Consider the following 15,139-nt stretch of genomic DNA (forward strand, 5'->3'; position numbering starts at 1 on the left):
CACGGATCCGGACGCTCCCCTGGGCCGGCAGTCATCCTGCCGCGCCGTTCAGCAGCGACACGACGTGCGGCATCAGCCGTTCGACCATGATCTCGACCCCCTTGGCATTGGGATGAATGCCGTCGGCCTGATTGAGTGCCGGGTCGCGTGCCACGCCGTCCAGGAAGAACGGATAGAGCGGCACGTCGTGCTTCTCGGCGAGCCGCTTGTAGATGTCGGAGAAGGCACGGCCATAGTCGGCGCCCAGGTTGGGCGGGGCGTACATCCCCGTCAGGAGCACCTCGACCCCGGCCTGCTCCAGCTTCGTCAGCATGGCGTCCAGGTTGTTGTAGGCCTGCTCCGGCGGCAGGCCGCGCAGCGCGTCGTTGGCGCCCAGCGAGACCACCGCATGCGTCGGCTTCTCGGCCAGCAGCCAGTCGATCCGGGCGAGGCCGCCCGCGGTCGTGTCGCCCGATACGCCGCCGTCGATCACGTCCGGCGACAGGCCGCGCGTGCGCAGCCCGTCGCGCAGCTGCGCCACGAACCCTTCGGCCGGCGGCAGGCCGTATCCGGCCGTCAGGCTGTCGCCGAGCAGCAGCAGCTTCGGCGCCGTCGGCGCAGCCGACGCGACTTGGCTCCAGGCCAGGAGCGCGGCGAACGGCAGCAGCAGGGCGAGATTGAAAAGACCCCGCACCGGTCCATATGCCCGCCCCATGCGAACGAGCGACGAGAGCGGCGCCGACACGGCGCGAAACGCGGGTTCTGCCTCGAATACGGGCATGCGGGGGACGACCTCCGGCGGCTTTGCGGGAACGCGGTCGGCGACGCAGCCCACCCCCCTGATCGACCTCGCCGACGTCCATTTGACATTGGAGAGCGGTGCCGGGCAGGTCAATATCCTGCGCGGCGTCGACCTTCGGGTCGAGGCGGGCGAGCGGGTGGCGGTCGTCGGTCCATCGGGTTCCGGCAAGTCGACAATGATGATGGTCGTGGCCGGCCTGGAGCGGGCGACATCGGGCCGCGTCGGGGTCGCCGGGCGCGAGCTCACCGGCATGTCCGAGGATGCTCTGGCCCGCTTCCGGCGCGACACCGTCGGCATCGTCTTCCAGTCCTTCCACCTCGTGCCGACGATGACGGCGATCGAGAACGTCGCCATCCCGCTCGAACTCGCCGGCCGGCGCGACGCCTTCGACCGGGCGCGCGCGCAGCTTGAAGCCGTCGGACTCGGCCACCGCGTGAAGCACTACCCGGGACAGCTTTCGGGCGGCGAACAGCAGCGCGTGGCGCTGGCCCGGGCCTTCGCGCCGGAACCCGCACTGCTCCTCGCCGACGAACCGACCGGCAACCTCGACGGCCGGACCGGCGAGGCGGTGGTGGAACTGCTGTTCGACCTCTCGGCCCGGCGCGGCACGACCCTGCTGCTGATCACCCACGACGACGGGCTGGCGGGGCGCTGCGACCGCATCGTGCGCATCGGCGACGGCCGCGTTCTCGTCGAGACGCCCGCGCTTCCGGAAACCGCTGCCGCGGGCGGCTGACGCCCCATGAACGGCCTTTCCGAGTTCGCCGCGGCCCTCCGCTTCGCCCGCCGCGAACTGCGCGGCGGCCTGTCCGGCTTCCGCATCTTCGTCGCCTGCCTGGCACTCGGCGTCGCCGCCATTGCCGGCGTCAACTCGCTGTCCCAGGCGGTCGAGACGGCGCTGCGCAGCGACGCGCGCGAACTCGCCGGCGGCGACATCGTCGTGCGCACCACCTACAGCCCGGCGACCGACGACCAGCAGGCGTGGTTCGAAGCCGCCGGCAGTGTCGCGCAGTCGATCGAGATGCGCGCGATGGCCGTCACGCCGGAGCGCCAGACGCTGGTCGAGATGAAGGCGGTCGACGCCGCCTATCCGATCTACGGCGCCGTCGACCTCGAACCGGCCCAGGACCTGGACGCGGCCCTGGCCGAGCGGGACGGACGGTGGGGGGCCGCCGGCGACCCGATCCTCCTGCAGCAGCTCGGCCTGGCGATCGGCGACACGATCCGCATCGGCGACCTGCGCTACGAGCTGCGTGCGACGGTGACGCGCGAGCCGGATCGCGTCACCAGCCTGTTCAGCTTCGGCCCGCGCCTGATGGTGGCCGCCGCCAGCCTGCCCGCGACCGGCCTGATCCAGCCGGGCAGCCTCGTGCAGTGGCACTACCACCTGCGCCTGCCGCCGGGGGGCGACGCACAGGCGTTCGAACGGGCGACCGCGGAACGCTATCCGGAGGCGGCGTGGCGCGTCCGGCGGCACGACGAGGCCGCACCCGGCCTGCGCCGCATGCTCGACCGGCTGACGCTGTTCCTGACCCTGGTCGGCGTGACCGCCCTGATGGTCGGCGGCATCGGCGTGGCGAACGCGGTGCGCAGCTATCTGGGCGGCAAGACGGCGACCATCGCGACGCTGAAATGCATCGGGGCGCCGGGCCGCGTCGTGTTCCTCACCTATTTCGCCCAGGTCATGGCCCTGGCCCTGGTCGGCATCGTCGCAGGCATCATCCTCGGCGCGCTGATGCCGATCGCCGCTTCCGGCATCCTGGCGCGACTGCTGCCGGTGGCACCGGAGGCCGGTATCTATCCCGGCGCGCTCGCCCTGGCGGCGCTGTTCGGCCTGCTCACCGCGATCGTGTTCTCGCTGTTGCCGTTGGCGCGCGCCCAGGCGCTTCCCCCGGCCACCCTGTTCCGCGACCTCGTGGCGCAGGCGGGCGGCTGGCCGCGCTGGCCGGCGCTGCTGGCGACGGGCGCCGCCGCCCTGCTGCTCGGCGGCCTGGTGATCGGCACCGCCCCGGATGCGCGCTTCGCCGCCTGGTTCGTCGGCGGGGCCGTGAGCTCCCTCCTGCTCTTCCTCGCTACGGCGATGCTGGTGGTCCGGGCGACCGCGGCGGCCCCCCGCTCACGCATCCAGGCCATCCGCCTCGCCGTTTCCAACCTGTCGCGCCCGGGGGCGGCGACCACCAGCGTGATCCTGTCCCTGGGCTTCGGCGTGACCGTGCTGGCGGCGGTGGCACTGATCCAGAGCAACCTCTCCGGCGAGGTCCGCCAACGCCTCCCCACCAGCGCGCCCAGCTATTTCTTCATCGACATCCAGCCGGCCCAGTCCGACGCGTTCGTCGAGGTGGCGCGCGGCGTCCCCGGCGTCTCCGACATCGAGCGGATGCCACATCTGCGCGGGCGGATCACGCGGCTGAACGGCGTGCCCGTCGACCAGGCGGAGATCGCGCCGGAATCCCGCTGGGCGGTCCAGAACGAGCGCGGCCTGACCTATTCCACCACGCCGCCGGACGGCACGCGCATCGTCGCGGGCGAATGGTGGCCCGCCGACTATAGCGGCCCTCTCGCGGTCTCGCTCGATGCCGGCCTGGCCCGCGGCTTCGGCCTGACGGTCGGCGACACGATGTCCTTCAACATCCTCGGGCGCGAACTGGAGGCGCGGATCGCGAACCTGCGCGAGATCGAGTGGACCGACGTGCAGCTGCAGTTCGCGGTGATCTTCGCGCCGGGCCTGCTGGAAAGCGCGCCGCATACGCTGATCGCGACGGTCCGCACCACGCCGGAGGCCGAGGGCCCGCTGGTGCGCGCGGTCACCGACAACTTCGCCAACGTCTCGGCGATCCGCGTGCGCGACGCCCTGGAAGCGGTCGGCAACGTCCTCGACCAGATCGGCGTCGCCGTGCGGTCGACGGCCGGCATCACGCTCCTGGCCGGCGGGCTGGTGCTGGCGGGCGCCGTCGCGGCGGGACAGCGGCGCCGGATCTACGAGGCGGTCGTGCTGAAGGTACTCGGCGCGACGCGCGGCGACATCCTGCGCGCCTGGGCGGCCGAGTTCCTGCTGCTGGGTGTCGTCACCGGTGCGATCGGCGCGGCACTGGGCGCCCTCACCGCCTGGGTCGTCGTCACCGAGGTGATGGGGCTCCCCTGGAGCTTCGCCCCCTCCGCGCTCGCCGGCAGCGTCCTCGGCTGCATCGCGATGACGCTGGTCCTCGGCTTCGTCGGCGTCTGGCGGGCCCTCGGGCAGAAGGCCGCCCCGCTGCTGCGCAACCCCTGACGTCGGTACCGGCGGCGACTGCGCTTGGATTCGAGTGCCCCGACCGCTAAATGTGCGGTCCACTCAACCGCAGTCGAGCGTGCAGTTATGCAAGCCCCGGACTCCCAGGCCGAAATCGCCCTCACCCTGCCCGACGGAAGCGTGCGCCGCTTCCCGGCGGGGACTACGGGCACGACGGTCGCGGAGTCGATCGGCAAGCGGTTGGCGCGCGACGCCGTGGCCGTGCGCATCGACGGCGACCTGCGCGACCTGTACCTGCCTATCGAGCGTGACGCCGCCATCGCCATCGTGACCCGCGAGAGCGAGGACGGGCTCGGCCTCGTCCGCCACGACGCGGCGCACGTCATGGCGGAGGCGGTGCAGGACCTCTATCCCGGCACCCAGGTCACCATCGGCCCGGTCATCGACAACGGCTTCTACTACGACTTCGCCCGCGACGAGCCGTTCACGCCCGACGACCTGGAGAAGATCGAGGCGCGGATGCACGAGATCGTCGACCGCGACAAGCCGCTGGTCCGCGAGGTCTGGTCGCGCGACGATGCGATCCGCCATTTCGCCGACGCCGGCGAGAAGTACAAGGTCGAGCTGATCGAAACCCTGCCGCCGGGCGAGGACATCTCGATCTATCGCCAGGGCGACTGGCTCGACCTCTGCCGCGGCCCGCACAGCCCCTCGGTCGGCCGCGTCGGCCACGCCTTCAAGCTGATGAAGCTGGCCGGAGCCTACTGGCGCGGCGATTCGCGCAACGCCATGCTGCAGCGGATCTACGGCACGGCCTGGCTGAACGAGAAGGACCTGAAGGCGCATCTCGAACGGCTCGCCGAGGCCGAGCGGCGCGACCATCGCCGCATCGGCCGCGAGATGAACCTCTTCCACGTGCAGGAGGAGTCGCCCGGCGCCGTCTTCTGGCACCCGAAGGGCTGGAACCTGTTCCGGACGATCGAGCGCTACATGCGCGACCGGCTGGAGAACGGCGGCTATGTGGAGATCAAGACGCCGCAGCTGATGGACCGCTCGCTCTGGGAAGCCTCGGGCCACTGGGACAAGTTCCGCGAGCACATGTTCACCAGCCAGACCGAGGACGAGCGGATCTTCGCGCTGAAGCCGATGAACTGCCCCGGCCACGTCCAGATCTTCAAGCAGGGCCTGAAGAGCTATCGCGACCTGCCGCTGCGGCTGGCCGAGTTCGGCGCGTGCCATCGCAACGAACCGTCCGGTGCGCTGCACGGCATCATGCGGGTGCGCGCCTTCACCCAGGACGACGCCCACATCTTCTGCACCGAGGACCAGATCACGGCGGAGACGGAGACCTTCTGCGCCCTGCTGCAGTCGGTCTATCGCGACTTCGGCTTCGAGGAACTCACCGTCAAGTTCTCCGACCGCCCCGAGGTCCGCGCCGGCACCGACGAGACCTGGGACAAGGCCGAGGGTGCCTTGAAGGACGCCGTCGAGGCGGCCGGCCTGCCCTATACGCTGAACCCCGGCGAAGGCGCCTTCTATGGGCCGAAGCTGGAATTCGTGCTGCGCGACGCGATCGGCCGCGACTGGCAGTGCGGCACCCTGCAGGTCGATTTCGTCCTGCCGGACCGGCTCGGCGCCACCTATGTCGGCGAGGACGGCGAAAAGCACCGGCCGGTCATGCTGCACCGCGCGATCCTGGGATCGTTCGAGCGGTTCATCGGCGTGCTGATCGAGAACTATGCCGGCCGTTTCCCGCTCTGGCTGGCGCCGACCCAGGTGGTGGTCGCGACCATCACCCAGGAGGCCGACGCGTATGCCGAGGAGGTCGTGAAGGCGCTGAGGGCCGCCGGCCTGCGCGTCGAGGCCGATCTGCGCAACGAAAAGATCGGCTACAAGCTGCGCGAGCACATCGTGGCGAAGACGCCGATCGCCATCGTGCTCGGCAAGCGCGAGGCCGAACAGGGCATGGTGGTGGTGCGCCGCCTGCCCGGTCAGGTGCAGGAAACACTTGCGCTCGCGCAAGCCGTGGATACCTTAAAGAAGGAGGCGTCCGCCCCCGCCACAGAATCGCCCTGATGCTGTGCCGGGAAAAGCGCTCCCGGACGGCCGGAAGCGCGGACGCAAACGACGGAGGTTGTAAATAGCACGCGGACCATTCAACACGCCGCCGACCAAGGACGGGCCGCGCGTGAACGAGGAGATCGATGCGCGCAACGTGCGTCTCGTCGGCGTAGACGGAGAGCAGATCGGCGTCGTGAGCCGATTGGACGCCCTACGTGCGGCTGCGGATGCCGGGCTCGACCTCGTCGAGGTCGCGGCGAACGCCGATCCGCCGGTCTGCAAGATCCTCGATTTCGGTCGCTTCAAATATGAAGCGCAGAAAAAAAAGAACGAGGCTCGGAAGAAGCAGAAGGTCATCGAGGTCAAAGAGATCAAGATGCGCCCCGGCATCGACAGCCACGACTACGACATCAAGATGCGCAACGTCCGCCGCTTCCTCGAGGAAGGCGACAAGGTGAAGCTCACTTTGCGCTTCCGCGGTCGCGAGATGGTGCATCAGGATCTCGGCGTGAACCTGCTGGAGCGGGTGCGCGAGGAGTTGGGCGAACTCGCCAAGGTGGAGTCGTTCCCGCGCCTCGAAGGCCGCCAGATGGTCATGGTCATGGCCCCGCGGTAATCGCGTCTCAGCGTCGTCGCGAGGCGACGCGACCGAGGAATATCGTTCGAGAAAGGACGGGGCCGGCGTTCGGCCCCGTTTTTCGTTGCGGGCGGCAGGCTGCCGCCTGTCAGCCGCGGCTGCGCTGGCGGAAGCCCTCGATCAGCCGGTGAGCGACGCTCCCCGCCGTCGCGGAACCCGCGATGAAGACCGGCCTGCGCAGATTGAGGAAGTGCTCCGCCAGCTCGGCCGGCGGCGCCCCGTCGCAGCGCCGGAAGCCCATGGACCAGTCGGGAAACTGACGTGCGGCGATCGGGTAGCGGGCGATGACGACGAAGTCGCGGTGGCGCCTGTCGTCGGCGATGCGCGACATCAGGGGGTCGAGCGAGTCGGCTTCGCCCTCCAGCGCCTGGATGAAGCTTCCGTCCATGTGCACGAGCATGCCGGTGACGCCTATGCGCGCATTCTTCCGCCGGCTGGAGACGAGGATCTCGTCGAGTTCCGCTGCGGACAGACGGCTCGCGGCGTTGCTGATGTAGATGATCGAGATCACGCTCCGCCCCCACCCCAATCTGGCCCGATTCCGCTACCATATCTGTTGCCGAAGTCTATCACGGCGGCGCTGAGGGCGACGCGCCCCGGGGGCGCGCCGCCTGCGATGCGGGCTTGACCTCGACGCGGGCACGACCGCAGCTTGAGCGCACCACACCATGGAGTGCCCGATGAGTCTCGACCCGAAGATCGTGGAAACCCTGTCGGCGGTCTCGACCGCGACGATCACCACGCTGCTGCTGAAGAAGGGGCTGCGCAACGTCTGGATGCGCGGCACGCGCCCGTTGCAGCCCGGCCAGCCGCGGCTCGTCGGCCGCGCCTTCACCCTGCGCTTCGTCCCGGCGCGCGAGGATCTGGCGACCCCGGAATCCTGGTCCTCGCCGAAGTCGACGCGCGCCGCCATCGAGGCGATGCCGGAAGGCTGCATCGCCGTCGCCGACGCCATGGGGGTCACCGACGCGGGGATCTTCGGCGACATCCTCTGCGCGCGCATGGTGAAGCGCGGCGTCTCGGCGCTGATCACCGACGGCGTCGTGCGCGACCTCGCCGGCGTGCGCGGCACGGGCCTGCCGGTCTGGTGCCAGGGCGGCGCGGCACCGCCGTCGGTCGCCGGCCTGACCTTCGTGAATTGGCAGGAGCCGATCGCCTGCGGCGGCGTCGCGGTCTTCCCGGACGACGTCATCGTCGTCGACGACGACGGGGCCGTGCTGATCCCGGCCGCGCTGCTCGACGAAGTCGTCGCGGCGGCGCCCGAGCAGGAGAACCTGGAAAACTGGATCATGGGCGAGGTCGACAAGGGCGCGGCACTGCCCGGCCTCTATCCGCCGAACGCCGAGAACAAGGCCCGCTACGAAGCATCCAAGAAGAGGTGACCGCCATGCGGCCGCCCGGACAGAAATCGCCGCGGCGGCCGCATCGAAATCATTGTGCTTCGTCTTCCTCCCCTTCAAGATCGCGGTAACCGGCCGTCAATGAGCCGGATGAATCTTGGGGAGGTAAGAGATGGGATATCGTAAGGGCTTTCTGCGCCTGCTCGCGGGCGCTGCATGCGCCGTCGCACTGTCGGTCGGGGCCGGCGGCGCGGCGGACGCCAAGACCAGGATGAAGCTGCAGACGGCGTTCAACCCGACGCTGTCGGTCATCGGCGAAGCCAGCAAGAACCTCTCGGACAATATCGGCAAGATCTCCAACGGCGAGATCGAGGTCCGCTACTACGAGGCGGGCAAGCTGGTGCCGACCTTCGAGATGTTCGACGCGGTGAAGTCGGGCAACCTCGACGCCTCCTACGGCTGGCCCGGCTACATCATGGGCAAGATCCCCGCCCTGACCATGTTCGCCGCGGTGCCCTTCGGGCCGACCGTCCCCGAATTCATGGCCTGGATGCAGGAAGGCGACGGCGGCAAGCTCTTCCAGGAGGTCTACGAGAAGCACGGCATCCACGCGATGCTCTGCGGCATGATCGGCCCCGAAGCCTCGGGCTGGTTCCGCAACGAGATCAAGTCGGTCCAGGACCTGAACGGCCTGAAGATCCGCTATGCCGGCCTCGCCGGCGAGGTGATGCGCAAGCTCGGCGCCTCGGTCACCCTGCTGGCCGCGGGCGAGATCTTCCCGAACCTCGAAAAGGGTGTCATCGACGGAACCGAATTCTCGATGCCGTCGATCGACAAGGCGCTCGGCTTCCAGAAGATCGCCAAGAACTACTACTTCCCGGGCTGGCACCAGCCGGCGTCGACCGCCGAGCTGATCATCAACAAGAAGTTCTGGGACGCCCTGCCCAAGCACAACCAGTACCAGATCGAGGTCGCCTGCAAGGCGAACATCGCCTGGGAGACGGCGCGCGGCGACGGCGAGCAGGCGAAGGCGCTGGACGACCTGCGGGCCGAGGGCGTGAACCTGCGGATGTGGCCCGACGACGTCATGAAGGCCTTCCGCGAGAAGACCGACGAGGTGATGGCCGAGCAGGCGGCCGCCGACGCGGACTTCAAGCGCGTCTACGAGAACCAGAAGGCCTACATCGCGAAGGTGCGGGGCTGGAACGACATGGGGATTCCCAAGTAACGGCCGGCTGATCGGAGCGGTACCCACCGATGAATCCGTCCGTACTGGACCGCTTCACCCGGGGCGTTGACGCGTTCAACACCCGGGTGGGGAAGGCGGCTTCCTGGATCTATCCGTTGCTGATGATCGTCATCGTCTTCAACGTGACCCTTCGCTACGTCTTCGGGATCGGCTCGATCGAGCTGGAAGAGGTGCAGTGGCACCTCTACTCCGCGGCGTTCCTCCTGGCGTTCGCCTACACCTATGTCGACGACGCGCACGTGCGCGTCGACGTCGTCTATGCCGGGCTTTCGGAGCGGAAGAAGGCCTGGATCGACCTCTTCGGCTGCCTGTTCCTGCTACTGCCTTTCGCCGGCTTCCTGCTCTACTTCTCGGTCCCGTATTTCTTCGAATCGTGGGCGCTGGGCGAGCGCTCCGACATGCCGAGCGGCCTGCCCGCGCGGTACGTCATCAAGGGAATCCTGTGCATCGGCCTGCTGCTGCTGTGCCTGCAGGGCGTGTCGGTTGCGATCCAGAAGGCCCTGTTCCTTGCCGGCTACCGGCGGCCGGAGGTACGGCGATGACCGAGTTCGACACGAACCTTCTCTTCGTCGTGCTGATGTTCGCGACGTTCATCGCCCTGCTCTTCACGGGCTATCCGCTGGCCTTCGTCCTCGGCGGCGTGGCGGTGATCTTCGCGGTAACCGGCGAGATCCTGAACACCTATTTCGACGTCTGGGTCGACGCGGATCTCGGCTATCTGCATTTCGCGGTGAACCGGATCTTCGGCGTGATGAGCAGTTACGGGCTGGTACCCGTACCGATGTTCATCTTCATGGGACTCATGCTCGACAAGAGCGGCATCGCCAACGAACTCCTCCGCTCGCTGCAGATGCTGATGCGCAGCGTACCGGGCGGACTCGCACTGGCGGTGACGATCATCGGCACCGTGCTGGCCGCCTCCACCGGCATCATCGGCGCCTCGGTCGTCCTGCTCACGACGCTCGCCCTGCCGACCATGCTGAAGGACCGGTACCAGCCGGAGCTGGCCGTCGGGACCATCGCGGCCTCGGGCTGCCTCGGCATCCTGATCCCGCCGTCGATCATGCTGATCCTGATGGCCGACCAGATGAACCTGTCGGTCGGCGACCTGTTCATGGGCGCGGTCTTCCCCGGACTCATCCTGTCCGGTCTCTATTTCCTCTACATCGCCACGATCGCCTTCCTGAAGCCCAGCCTGGCACCGCCGCTCGCACTCGCGCCGGGCGAGGAAGAGGTCGCCACCAGCGAGATGCTGATCGCCGTGGCGAGAGCGATGATCGCACCGAGCCTCCTCATCCTGGCCGTGCTCGGATCGATCTTCTTCGGCATCGCCTCGCCGACCGAGGCGGCCGGCGTGGGTGCGATGGGCGCCACCCTGCTGGCGCTCGTCAACCGCAAGCTCGACCTGCCGACGCTGAAGGAGGTGATGTACAGCAGCGCGAAGACGACCTCCTTCATCTTCGCGGCCTTCGCCGGCGCCACCACCTTCGCCGTCGTGCTCCGCGGCGTCGGCGGCGACCAGGTGATCGAGGAAGGCCTGCTCTCGCTGCCCTTCGGGCCGGCGGGCGTACTCGCGGTCATGCTCCTCGTCGTCTTCCTGCTCGGCTTCATCCTCGACTGGGTGGAAATCACGCTGATCGTGCTGCCGCTGTTCGCCCCCGTGGTGCCGCAGCTCGGCTTCGATCCGGTGTGGTTCACCATCCTGGTGGCGGTCTGCCTGCAGACCTCGTTCCTGACGCCGCCGGTCGGCTTCGCCCTCTTCTACCTGAAGTCGGTGGCACCGCCGCAGATCACGGTGATGCATCTCTATCGCGGGATCGTGCCCTTCGTGATCCTTCAGGTCGTCGGGCTGCTGCTGGTGGTCGTCTTCCCGCATCTCGCGACCTGGCTTCCGAGCATCGCCTATCGCTAGACGGTCCTGTAGTCTCTCGTCACGTCAACCACCGCCGGTGCGGGCAACCGCACCGGCTCTTGCCGTCCGGAGGAAACCAATGACTGACGCGCCCTTGAACGAAGCGGAACTCGCCGCCCTGCGCGCCCTCGACACGCCGACCGTCTGCAATGCGCTCGAGATCGTGGCGCCGGAGCGCCGCGGCTACGGCTATACCGTCGACCCGCTGGTCTGCCCCTTCCCCGACCTGCCGCCGATCGTGGGATATGCGCGCACCGCGACGATGCGCTCGATGCGCCCCTCGGGCTTGGGCGACATCCCGGCGCGCGACGTGCGTATCGGCTACTACGAATATGCCAGCAAGGGCTCGGTGCCGAAGATCACCGTCATCCAGGACCTGGACGGCCAGCGCGCCGGCTACGGCGCCTTCTGGGGCGAGGTGAACTCCAACATCCACAAGGCGCTGGGCTCGCTGGGCGTCGTGACCGACGGCTGCATCCGCGACCTGGACGCGATCCCGGAAGGCTTCCAGATGATCGCCGGCAGCATCAAGCCGAGCCATGCCTACGTCCACATCGTCGATTATGGCTGCCAGGTGAACGTCGCCGGCATGACCGTCATGCACGACGACCTGATCCACGCCGACCGGCACGGCGCCGTCGTCATCCCGAAGGCGGTCGCCCGCAAGGTCGCCGAGGCCGCGGCGCAGATCGCCGCCAAGGAGAAGGTCATCCTCGACGTCTGCAAGGGCCCGGACTTCTCCTTCGACAAGCTGAAGGCCGCGATGATCGGCCCGCAGGACGTCCACTAGGACGATCCGCCCGGCGTCTTCGCGGGGGCGGCACCTTCGCCGGGGCGAGGCGTTCATCGGGCAGGACGTCCACGCGGCAAAGGAGCCACCCGCGCATGACCCCACGCCTGCCGCCCGACAATGCGCGCGGCAGCGTCGGCATCTCCCGGCGTGACATCGAGGCGCTGATGCGCCTCTCGACGCCGCGGGTGTGCGACGCGCTGGAGCATGCGGCACCGGAACGGCGGGCGGCCGGCCACACCACCCGGCCGCTCGACTGCGCCCGCCCGGCACTGGCGCCCGTGGCCGGCCGGGCGCGTACCGCCCTCGTCTCCACCGCCGCCCCCTGCCCCGGCGCCGTCGCGCGCCATGCGGCGTGGCTGGAACATCTCGCGTCCAAGCCCAGGCCTGCCATCCTCGTCTGGCAGGACATCGACGGCCCCGACGCGATCGGTGCCTGTTGGGACGCCGCCGCAGCCGCCGCCTACAAGGCCCTCGGCTGTCTCGGCCTCCTCACCGACGGCGCCGTCCGTGGCGGCCACGCGTCGCCGTCCGACCTGCAGGTACTGCATCGCGGCCACCGGCCCGCAAGAGGCTGGCTGCACATCGTCGCCTTCGGCTGCGAGGTATCCGTGGCGGGCATGACCGTTCGCGACGGCGACATCGTCCATGTCGACCGGCACGGTGCGGTGGTGGTCCCGGAAGACGCGCTGCACGACCTGCCGGAGGTCGCGCGCGGCCTGCGTGCGCGTGACGCCGGACTGCTCGCCGCCTGCGCCGCGCCGGGCGCCGACATCGAGAGCCTGCGCCCGCTGCTGACCCGCCGCTACGGCTGAAAGCGGTAGGCCGGCCCGGCCGCCGGTCCGCCGCGCATCAGGCGGACGATCAGATGGTCGAGCGATATCCGGCCCGGCCCATAGGCCATGACCGCCAGGGCCATTGCCGCCCAGGGCAGGTGAAAGTTGGCCCAGCCGTCGGGGATGGTCAGCTGGATGATCGCCGTCATCGCCAGCAGCCCCAACCCGGCGAAGCGCGTGGCCAGGCCGAGGACGAGCAGGACGGGCAGGACGATCTCGGCGACGCCCGACAGCCACGCCATCAGGATCGGCGCCGGATAGGCGATCTCCGCGCCGAACAGGTGCAGCCGGAATTCCGAGGTGAACAGGAAGACCGCGCCGCCGGAGAGTTCCAGGAAGCCGTCCCATTTGGTCAGGCCAGAACGCCAGAAGGGCACCGCGAGCGCGAATCGCAGCGCCAGTTGGACCACCGACGGCGGAAACCGCCCGAGCAGCGCCGCCGCGCTCCCGACGAGTGTGTGCAGGTTCGTGGTCATGCGGACGGCTCCGAGAGTGTTGCGGCGCTGACGCCGACGACGGCACCGGCCTGGAACAGGCCGACGAGATTGCGACCGAAATCGAAGGCCGGCGCCGCGGCGACGCCGGCTTCGGCGGCCTCGCCCAGCGGCGCCCCCGCCAGCACCGCGGCGGCGAAGGCCCCTCCGCCCGGCGGCAGGCGATGGACCAGAACATCGGCGTCGGGCCGCACGACCATGCCTTCCTCGGCCACCCATTCGTCCGGCGGCACGACGGGACCGCACGTCTGGTGCGCCGCCCAGATCCCCACCACCGGGTGCGGCGAAGCCACCAGCCCCACGGACGGATGCAACGTCAGCCGCAGGTCCGAGAGGTCGGCGGGAGGCAGTGCGGCAATCGCCGCCACGCCGACCGGCACCGCCTCCGCGGCGTGGTAGGCCCGGCTCCAGGCGATTTCCAGCCGTGCCACGTCCGGCAGGTAGGGCAGATCGGCGGCGGGCTCGAGCGCCTCGATGAACGCCGGCAGCCCATCGCCGAAGAGGAAGAGGAGCGGCGATCGCGGCGGATGCGCCCGCGCATAGGCGCCCGCCATCGCCGCGAAGAAATCCTCGCCCACCAGCCGCGCCACGACGGGAAAGCGGGCACGCAGCGCTTCGATCAGTGAGACGGCGACGTTGTTCCGGTAGACCGCGAACCGGCGCGCGTCCGGCAGGTCGCGAGCGCCGAGGACATTGCCCGGTACCGGCATCGCCGGATCGGCCAGCGCGGCGGCGAACGCCGCCTGCGTCTCAGCCAGCGGCGGCATGGCGCACCTCCACGGCGGCGGGCGCCAACTGCCGCAGGACCGCATCCGCCTGCGCCGCCTCGCCCAGAAGCACCGGCCACGACGGCACGTCATTGTCCCACTCGATCAGCGTCGGCAGCGGGCCGCAGCGGCGGACCACGTCGGCATAGAGCGCCCAGACATCGCCGGTCACGGGAGACCCGTGCGCGTCGATCAGCAAAGGGCCGCCGTCGCCGTCCACGGTGACCGCGTGTCCCGCGAGGTGGATCTGGCCGACGGCGGCGAGCGGAAAGGCCTCGAGATAGGAGCCGGCATCGAAATCGTGGTTGGCGGCCGACACCGCGACGTTGTTGACGTCGAGCAGCAGGCCGCAGCCGGTCCGCCGGACCATCTGGGCCAGGAAGTCGACCTCCGCCATCTCGCTCTCGGCGAAGCGGACATAGGTCGAGGGATTCTCGATCAGGACGCGGCGGCCGATCGCCGCCTGCAGCGCATCGACATGCTCGCAGACCCGCGCCAGCGTCTCGGCCGTGTAGGGCAGCGGCAGCAGGTCGTTGATGAAGCCCGTGTCGTGCGTCGACCAGGCGAGATGCTCCGACACCAGCCCCGGCTCGTAGCGGCGCACGAGGTCGCGGAAGCGTGCGAGATGGTCGTCGTCCAGCGGCCTGGCGGCGCCGATCGACATCGCCACCCCGTGGAGGGACAGCGGGTAGCGCGCGCGGATCGCCTCCAGCCAGCGGTGCGGCGGGCCGCCGGCGCCCATGTAGTTCTCGGCATGGACCTCGAAGAAGCCGAGATCCGGCACCGAGTCGAGAATGTCGCGATAATGCTGCGGCTTCAGGCCGATACCGGCGCGTGCCGGTACCGGCCCGTCGACGCGCGTGTCGGACAATCCTGCCGATGTCATCGCCATGCCTCCGGAGCCTCTGGACGGTACGAGGCGCCGGGGGGCGGGGCGGGGGGGGGGGGGGGCGCCGGGCGGGGGGGGGGGGGGGGGGCCACTAATGGCGGGGGCGGCGCGGCGCCGGGGCCCGGCCCCCGGCGGGCCCCCCGCCCCCCCCCCC

At 69.6% G+C, this 15,139-nt stretch carries 15 protein-coding genes; 10 read left to right on the forward strand and 5 right to left on the reverse strand.

Going from position 1 to position 15,139, the window contains the following annotated elements; genetic code table 11:
• Positions 1 to 31: 31 nt before the first annotated feature.
• The gene (locus tag ABIE65_RS03920) at positions 32 to 760 is read right to left on the reverse strand and encodes an arylesterase (protein ID WP_354075644.1); all 729 of its coding nucleotides are present in this window, start codon (positions 758 to 760) and stop codon (positions 32 to 34) included.
• Here ABIE65_RS03920 and ABIE65_RS03925 point away from each other — a divergent pair.
• The 4 genes from ABIE65_RS03925 to infC all read left to right on the forward strand — a co-directional run bounded on the left by ABIE65_RS03925 (position 759) and on the right by infC (position 6,687).
• A complete protein-coding gene (locus ABIE65_RS03925; RefSeq protein ID WP_354075646.1) occupies positions 759 to 1,517 on the forward strand; it encodes an ABC transporter ATP-binding protein in 759 nt (252 codons plus the stop codon). The genes ABIE65_RS03920 and ABIE65_RS03925 overlap by 2 nt on opposite strands.
• Before the next feature lie 6 nt (positions 1,518 to 1,523).
• Positions 1,524 to 4,049: an ABC transporter permease gene (locus tag ABIE65_RS03930; RefSeq protein WP_354075648.1), complete on the forward strand. Its 2,526-nt coding sequence runs from the start codon at positions 1,524 to 1,526 to the stop codon at positions 4,047 to 4,049.
• An 87-nt stretch (positions 4,050 to 4,136) separates the two neighbouring features.
• Positions 4,137 to 6,086, forward strand: a complete 1,950-nt coding sequence (gene thrS / locus ABIE65_RS03935) for a threonine--tRNA ligase (RefSeq protein ID WP_354075650.1) — start codon at positions 4,137 to 4,139, stop codon at positions 6,084 to 6,086.
• A gap of 112 nt (positions 6,087 to 6,198) precedes the next feature.
• Positions 6,199 to 6,687 carry a translation initiation factor IF-3 gene (gene infC, locus ABIE65_RS03940; RefSeq protein ID WP_354075652.1) on the forward strand — a complete coding sequence of 163 codons (489 nt, stop codon included), beginning with the start codon at positions 6,199 to 6,201 and terminating at the stop codon, positions 6,685 to 6,687.
• Between the two features lie 109 nt (positions 6,688 to 6,796).
• On the opposite strand, the gene ABIE65_RS03945 is transcribed toward infC, so the two are convergent.
• Complete coding sequence (locus ABIE65_RS03945; protein WP_354075654.1) at positions 6,797 to 7,219, reverse strand: BLUF domain-containing protein; 423 nt, start codon at positions 7,217 to 7,219, stop codon at positions 6,797 to 6,799.
• Positions 7,220 to 7,388: 169 nt separating this feature from the next.
• Between ABIE65_RS03945 and ABIE65_RS03950 the strand changes: the two genes are divergently transcribed.
• From ABIE65_RS03950 to ABIE65_RS03975, 6 genes are all read left to right on the forward strand, one after another.
• A complete protein-coding gene (locus tag ABIE65_RS03950; RefSeq protein ID WP_354075656.1) occupies positions 7,389 to 8,090 on the forward strand; it encodes a ribonuclease activity regulator RraA in 702 nt (233 codons plus the stop codon).
• Between the two features lie 130 nt (positions 8,091 to 8,220).
• Positions 8,221 to 9,276: a TRAP transporter substrate-binding protein gene (locus ABIE65_RS03955; protein WP_354075658.1), complete on the forward strand. Its 1,056-nt coding sequence runs from the start codon at positions 8,221 to 8,223 to the stop codon at positions 9,274 to 9,276.
• Between the two features lie 29 nt (positions 9,277 to 9,305).
• Positions 9,306 to 9,839, forward strand: a complete 534-nt coding sequence (locus tag ABIE65_RS03960) for a TRAP transporter small permease subunit (protein WP_354075660.1) — start codon at positions 9,306 to 9,308, stop codon at positions 9,837 to 9,839.
• Positions 9,836 to 11,209 (forward strand): TRAP transporter large permease, encoded by a 1,374-nt coding sequence (locus ABIE65_RS03965; protein WP_354075662.1) that lies wholly within the window; start codon positions 9,836 to 9,838, stop codon positions 11,207 to 11,209. Before ABIE65_RS03960 ends, ABIE65_RS03965 begins: the two co-directional genes overlap by 4 nt.
• Before the next feature lie 79 nt (positions 11,210 to 11,288).
• Positions 11,289 to 11,999, forward strand: coding sequence for an RraA family protein (locus ABIE65_RS03970; RefSeq protein WP_354075664.1), 711 nt, complete (start codon positions 11,289 to 11,291; stop codon positions 11,997 to 11,999).
• Positions 12,000 to 12,094: 95 nt separating this feature from the next.
• On the forward strand, positions 12,095 to 12,814 hold the full coding sequence (locus tag ABIE65_RS03975; protein ID WP_354075666.1) for an RraA family protein: 720 nt from the start codon (positions 12,095 to 12,097) through the stop codon (positions 12,812 to 12,814).
• Here the strand turns inward: ABIE65_RS03975 and ABIE65_RS03980 are convergent.
• From ABIE65_RS03980 to bufB, 3 genes are read right to left on the reverse strand one after another with little or no spacing between them, the layout of a single operon-like run.
• Positions 12,805 to 13,311: a DoxX family protein gene (locus ABIE65_RS03980; RefSeq protein ID WP_354075668.1), complete on the reverse strand. Its 507-nt coding sequence runs from the start codon at positions 13,309 to 13,311 to the stop codon at positions 12,805 to 12,807. The two genes, ABIE65_RS03975 and ABIE65_RS03980, sit on opposite strands and share 10 nt — an antisense overlap.
• The gene (locus tag ABIE65_RS03985) at positions 13,308 to 14,096 is read right to left on the reverse strand and encodes an HvfC/BufC family peptide modification chaperone (protein WP_354075670.1); all 789 of its coding nucleotides are present in this window, start codon (positions 14,094 to 14,096) and stop codon (positions 13,308 to 13,310) included. The genes ABIE65_RS03980 and ABIE65_RS03985 overlap by 4 nt, the downstream gene beginning before the upstream one ends.
• Positions 14,080 to 14,982: an MNIO family bufferin maturase gene (gene bufB, locus ABIE65_RS03990; protein ID WP_354075672.1), complete on the reverse strand. Its 903-nt coding sequence runs from the start codon at positions 14,980 to 14,982 to the stop codon at positions 14,080 to 14,082. Before bufB ends, ABIE65_RS03985 begins: the two co-directional genes overlap by 17 nt.
• Positions 14,983 to 15,139: the final 157 nt, after the last annotated feature.

This window comes from Constrictibacter sp. MBR-5 (genome assembly GCF_040549485.1).
Taxonomy (GTDB): Bacteria; Pseudomonadota; Alphaproteobacteria; order JAJUGE01; family JAJUGE01; genus Constrictibacter.

What these genes read in the sequence shown, in the direction of transcription:
- thrS (WP_354075650.1), top strand. Translation starts at nt 4,137, where the DNA reads ATGCAAGCCCCGGACTCCCAGGCCGAAATCGCCCTCACCCTGCCCGAC.
- ABIE65_RS03965 (WP_354075662.1), top strand. Translation starts at nt 9,836, where the DNA reads ATGACCGAGTTCGACACGAACCTTCTCTTCGTCGTGCTGATGTTCGCG.
- ABIE65_RS03930 (WP_354075648.1), top strand. Translation starts at nt 1,524, where the DNA reads ATGAACGGCCTTTCCGAGTTCGCCGCGGCCCTCCGCTTCGCCCGCCGC.
- ABIE65_RS03950 (WP_354075656.1), top strand. Translation starts at nt 7,389, where the DNA reads ATGAGTCTCGACCCGAAGATCGTGGAAACCCTGTCGGCGGTCTCGACC.
- ABIE65_RS03955 (WP_354075658.1), top strand. Translation starts at nt 8,221, where the DNA reads ATGGGATATCGTAAGGGCTTTCTGCGCCTGCTCGCGGGCGCTGCATGC.
- ABIE65_RS03985 (WP_354075670.1), bottom strand. Translation starts at nt 14,096, where the DNA reads ATGCCGCCGCTGGCTGAGACGCAGGCGGCGTTCGCCGCCGCGCTGGCC.
- ABIE65_RS03970 (WP_354075664.1), top strand. Translation starts at nt 11,289, where the DNA reads ATGACTGACGCGCCCTTGAACGAAGCGGAACTCGCCGCCCTGCGCGCC.
- ABIE65_RS03975 (WP_354075666.1), top strand. Translation starts at nt 12,095, where the DNA reads ATGACCCCACGCCTGCCGCCCGACAATGCGCGCGGCAGCGTCGGCATC.
- ABIE65_RS03980 (WP_354075668.1), bottom strand. Translation starts at nt 13,311, where the DNA reads ATGACCACGAACCTGCACACACTCGTCGGGAGCGCGGCGGCGCTGCTC.
- bufB (WP_354075672.1), bottom strand. Translation starts at nt 14,982, where the DNA reads ATGACATCGGCAGGATTGTCCGACACGCGCGTCGACGGGCCGGTACCG.
- ABIE65_RS03960 (WP_354075660.1), top strand. Translation starts at nt 9,306, where the DNA reads ATGAATCCGTCCGTACTGGACCGCTTCACCCGGGGCGTTGACGCGTTC.
- ABIE65_RS03920 (WP_354075644.1), bottom strand. Translation starts at nt 760, where the DNA reads ATGCCCGTATTCGAGGCAGAACCCGCGTTTCGCGCCGTGTCGGCGCCG.
- ABIE65_RS03925 (WP_354075646.1), top strand. Translation starts at nt 759, where the DNA reads ATGCGGGGGACGACCTCCGGCGGCTTTGCGGGAACGCGGTCGGCGACG.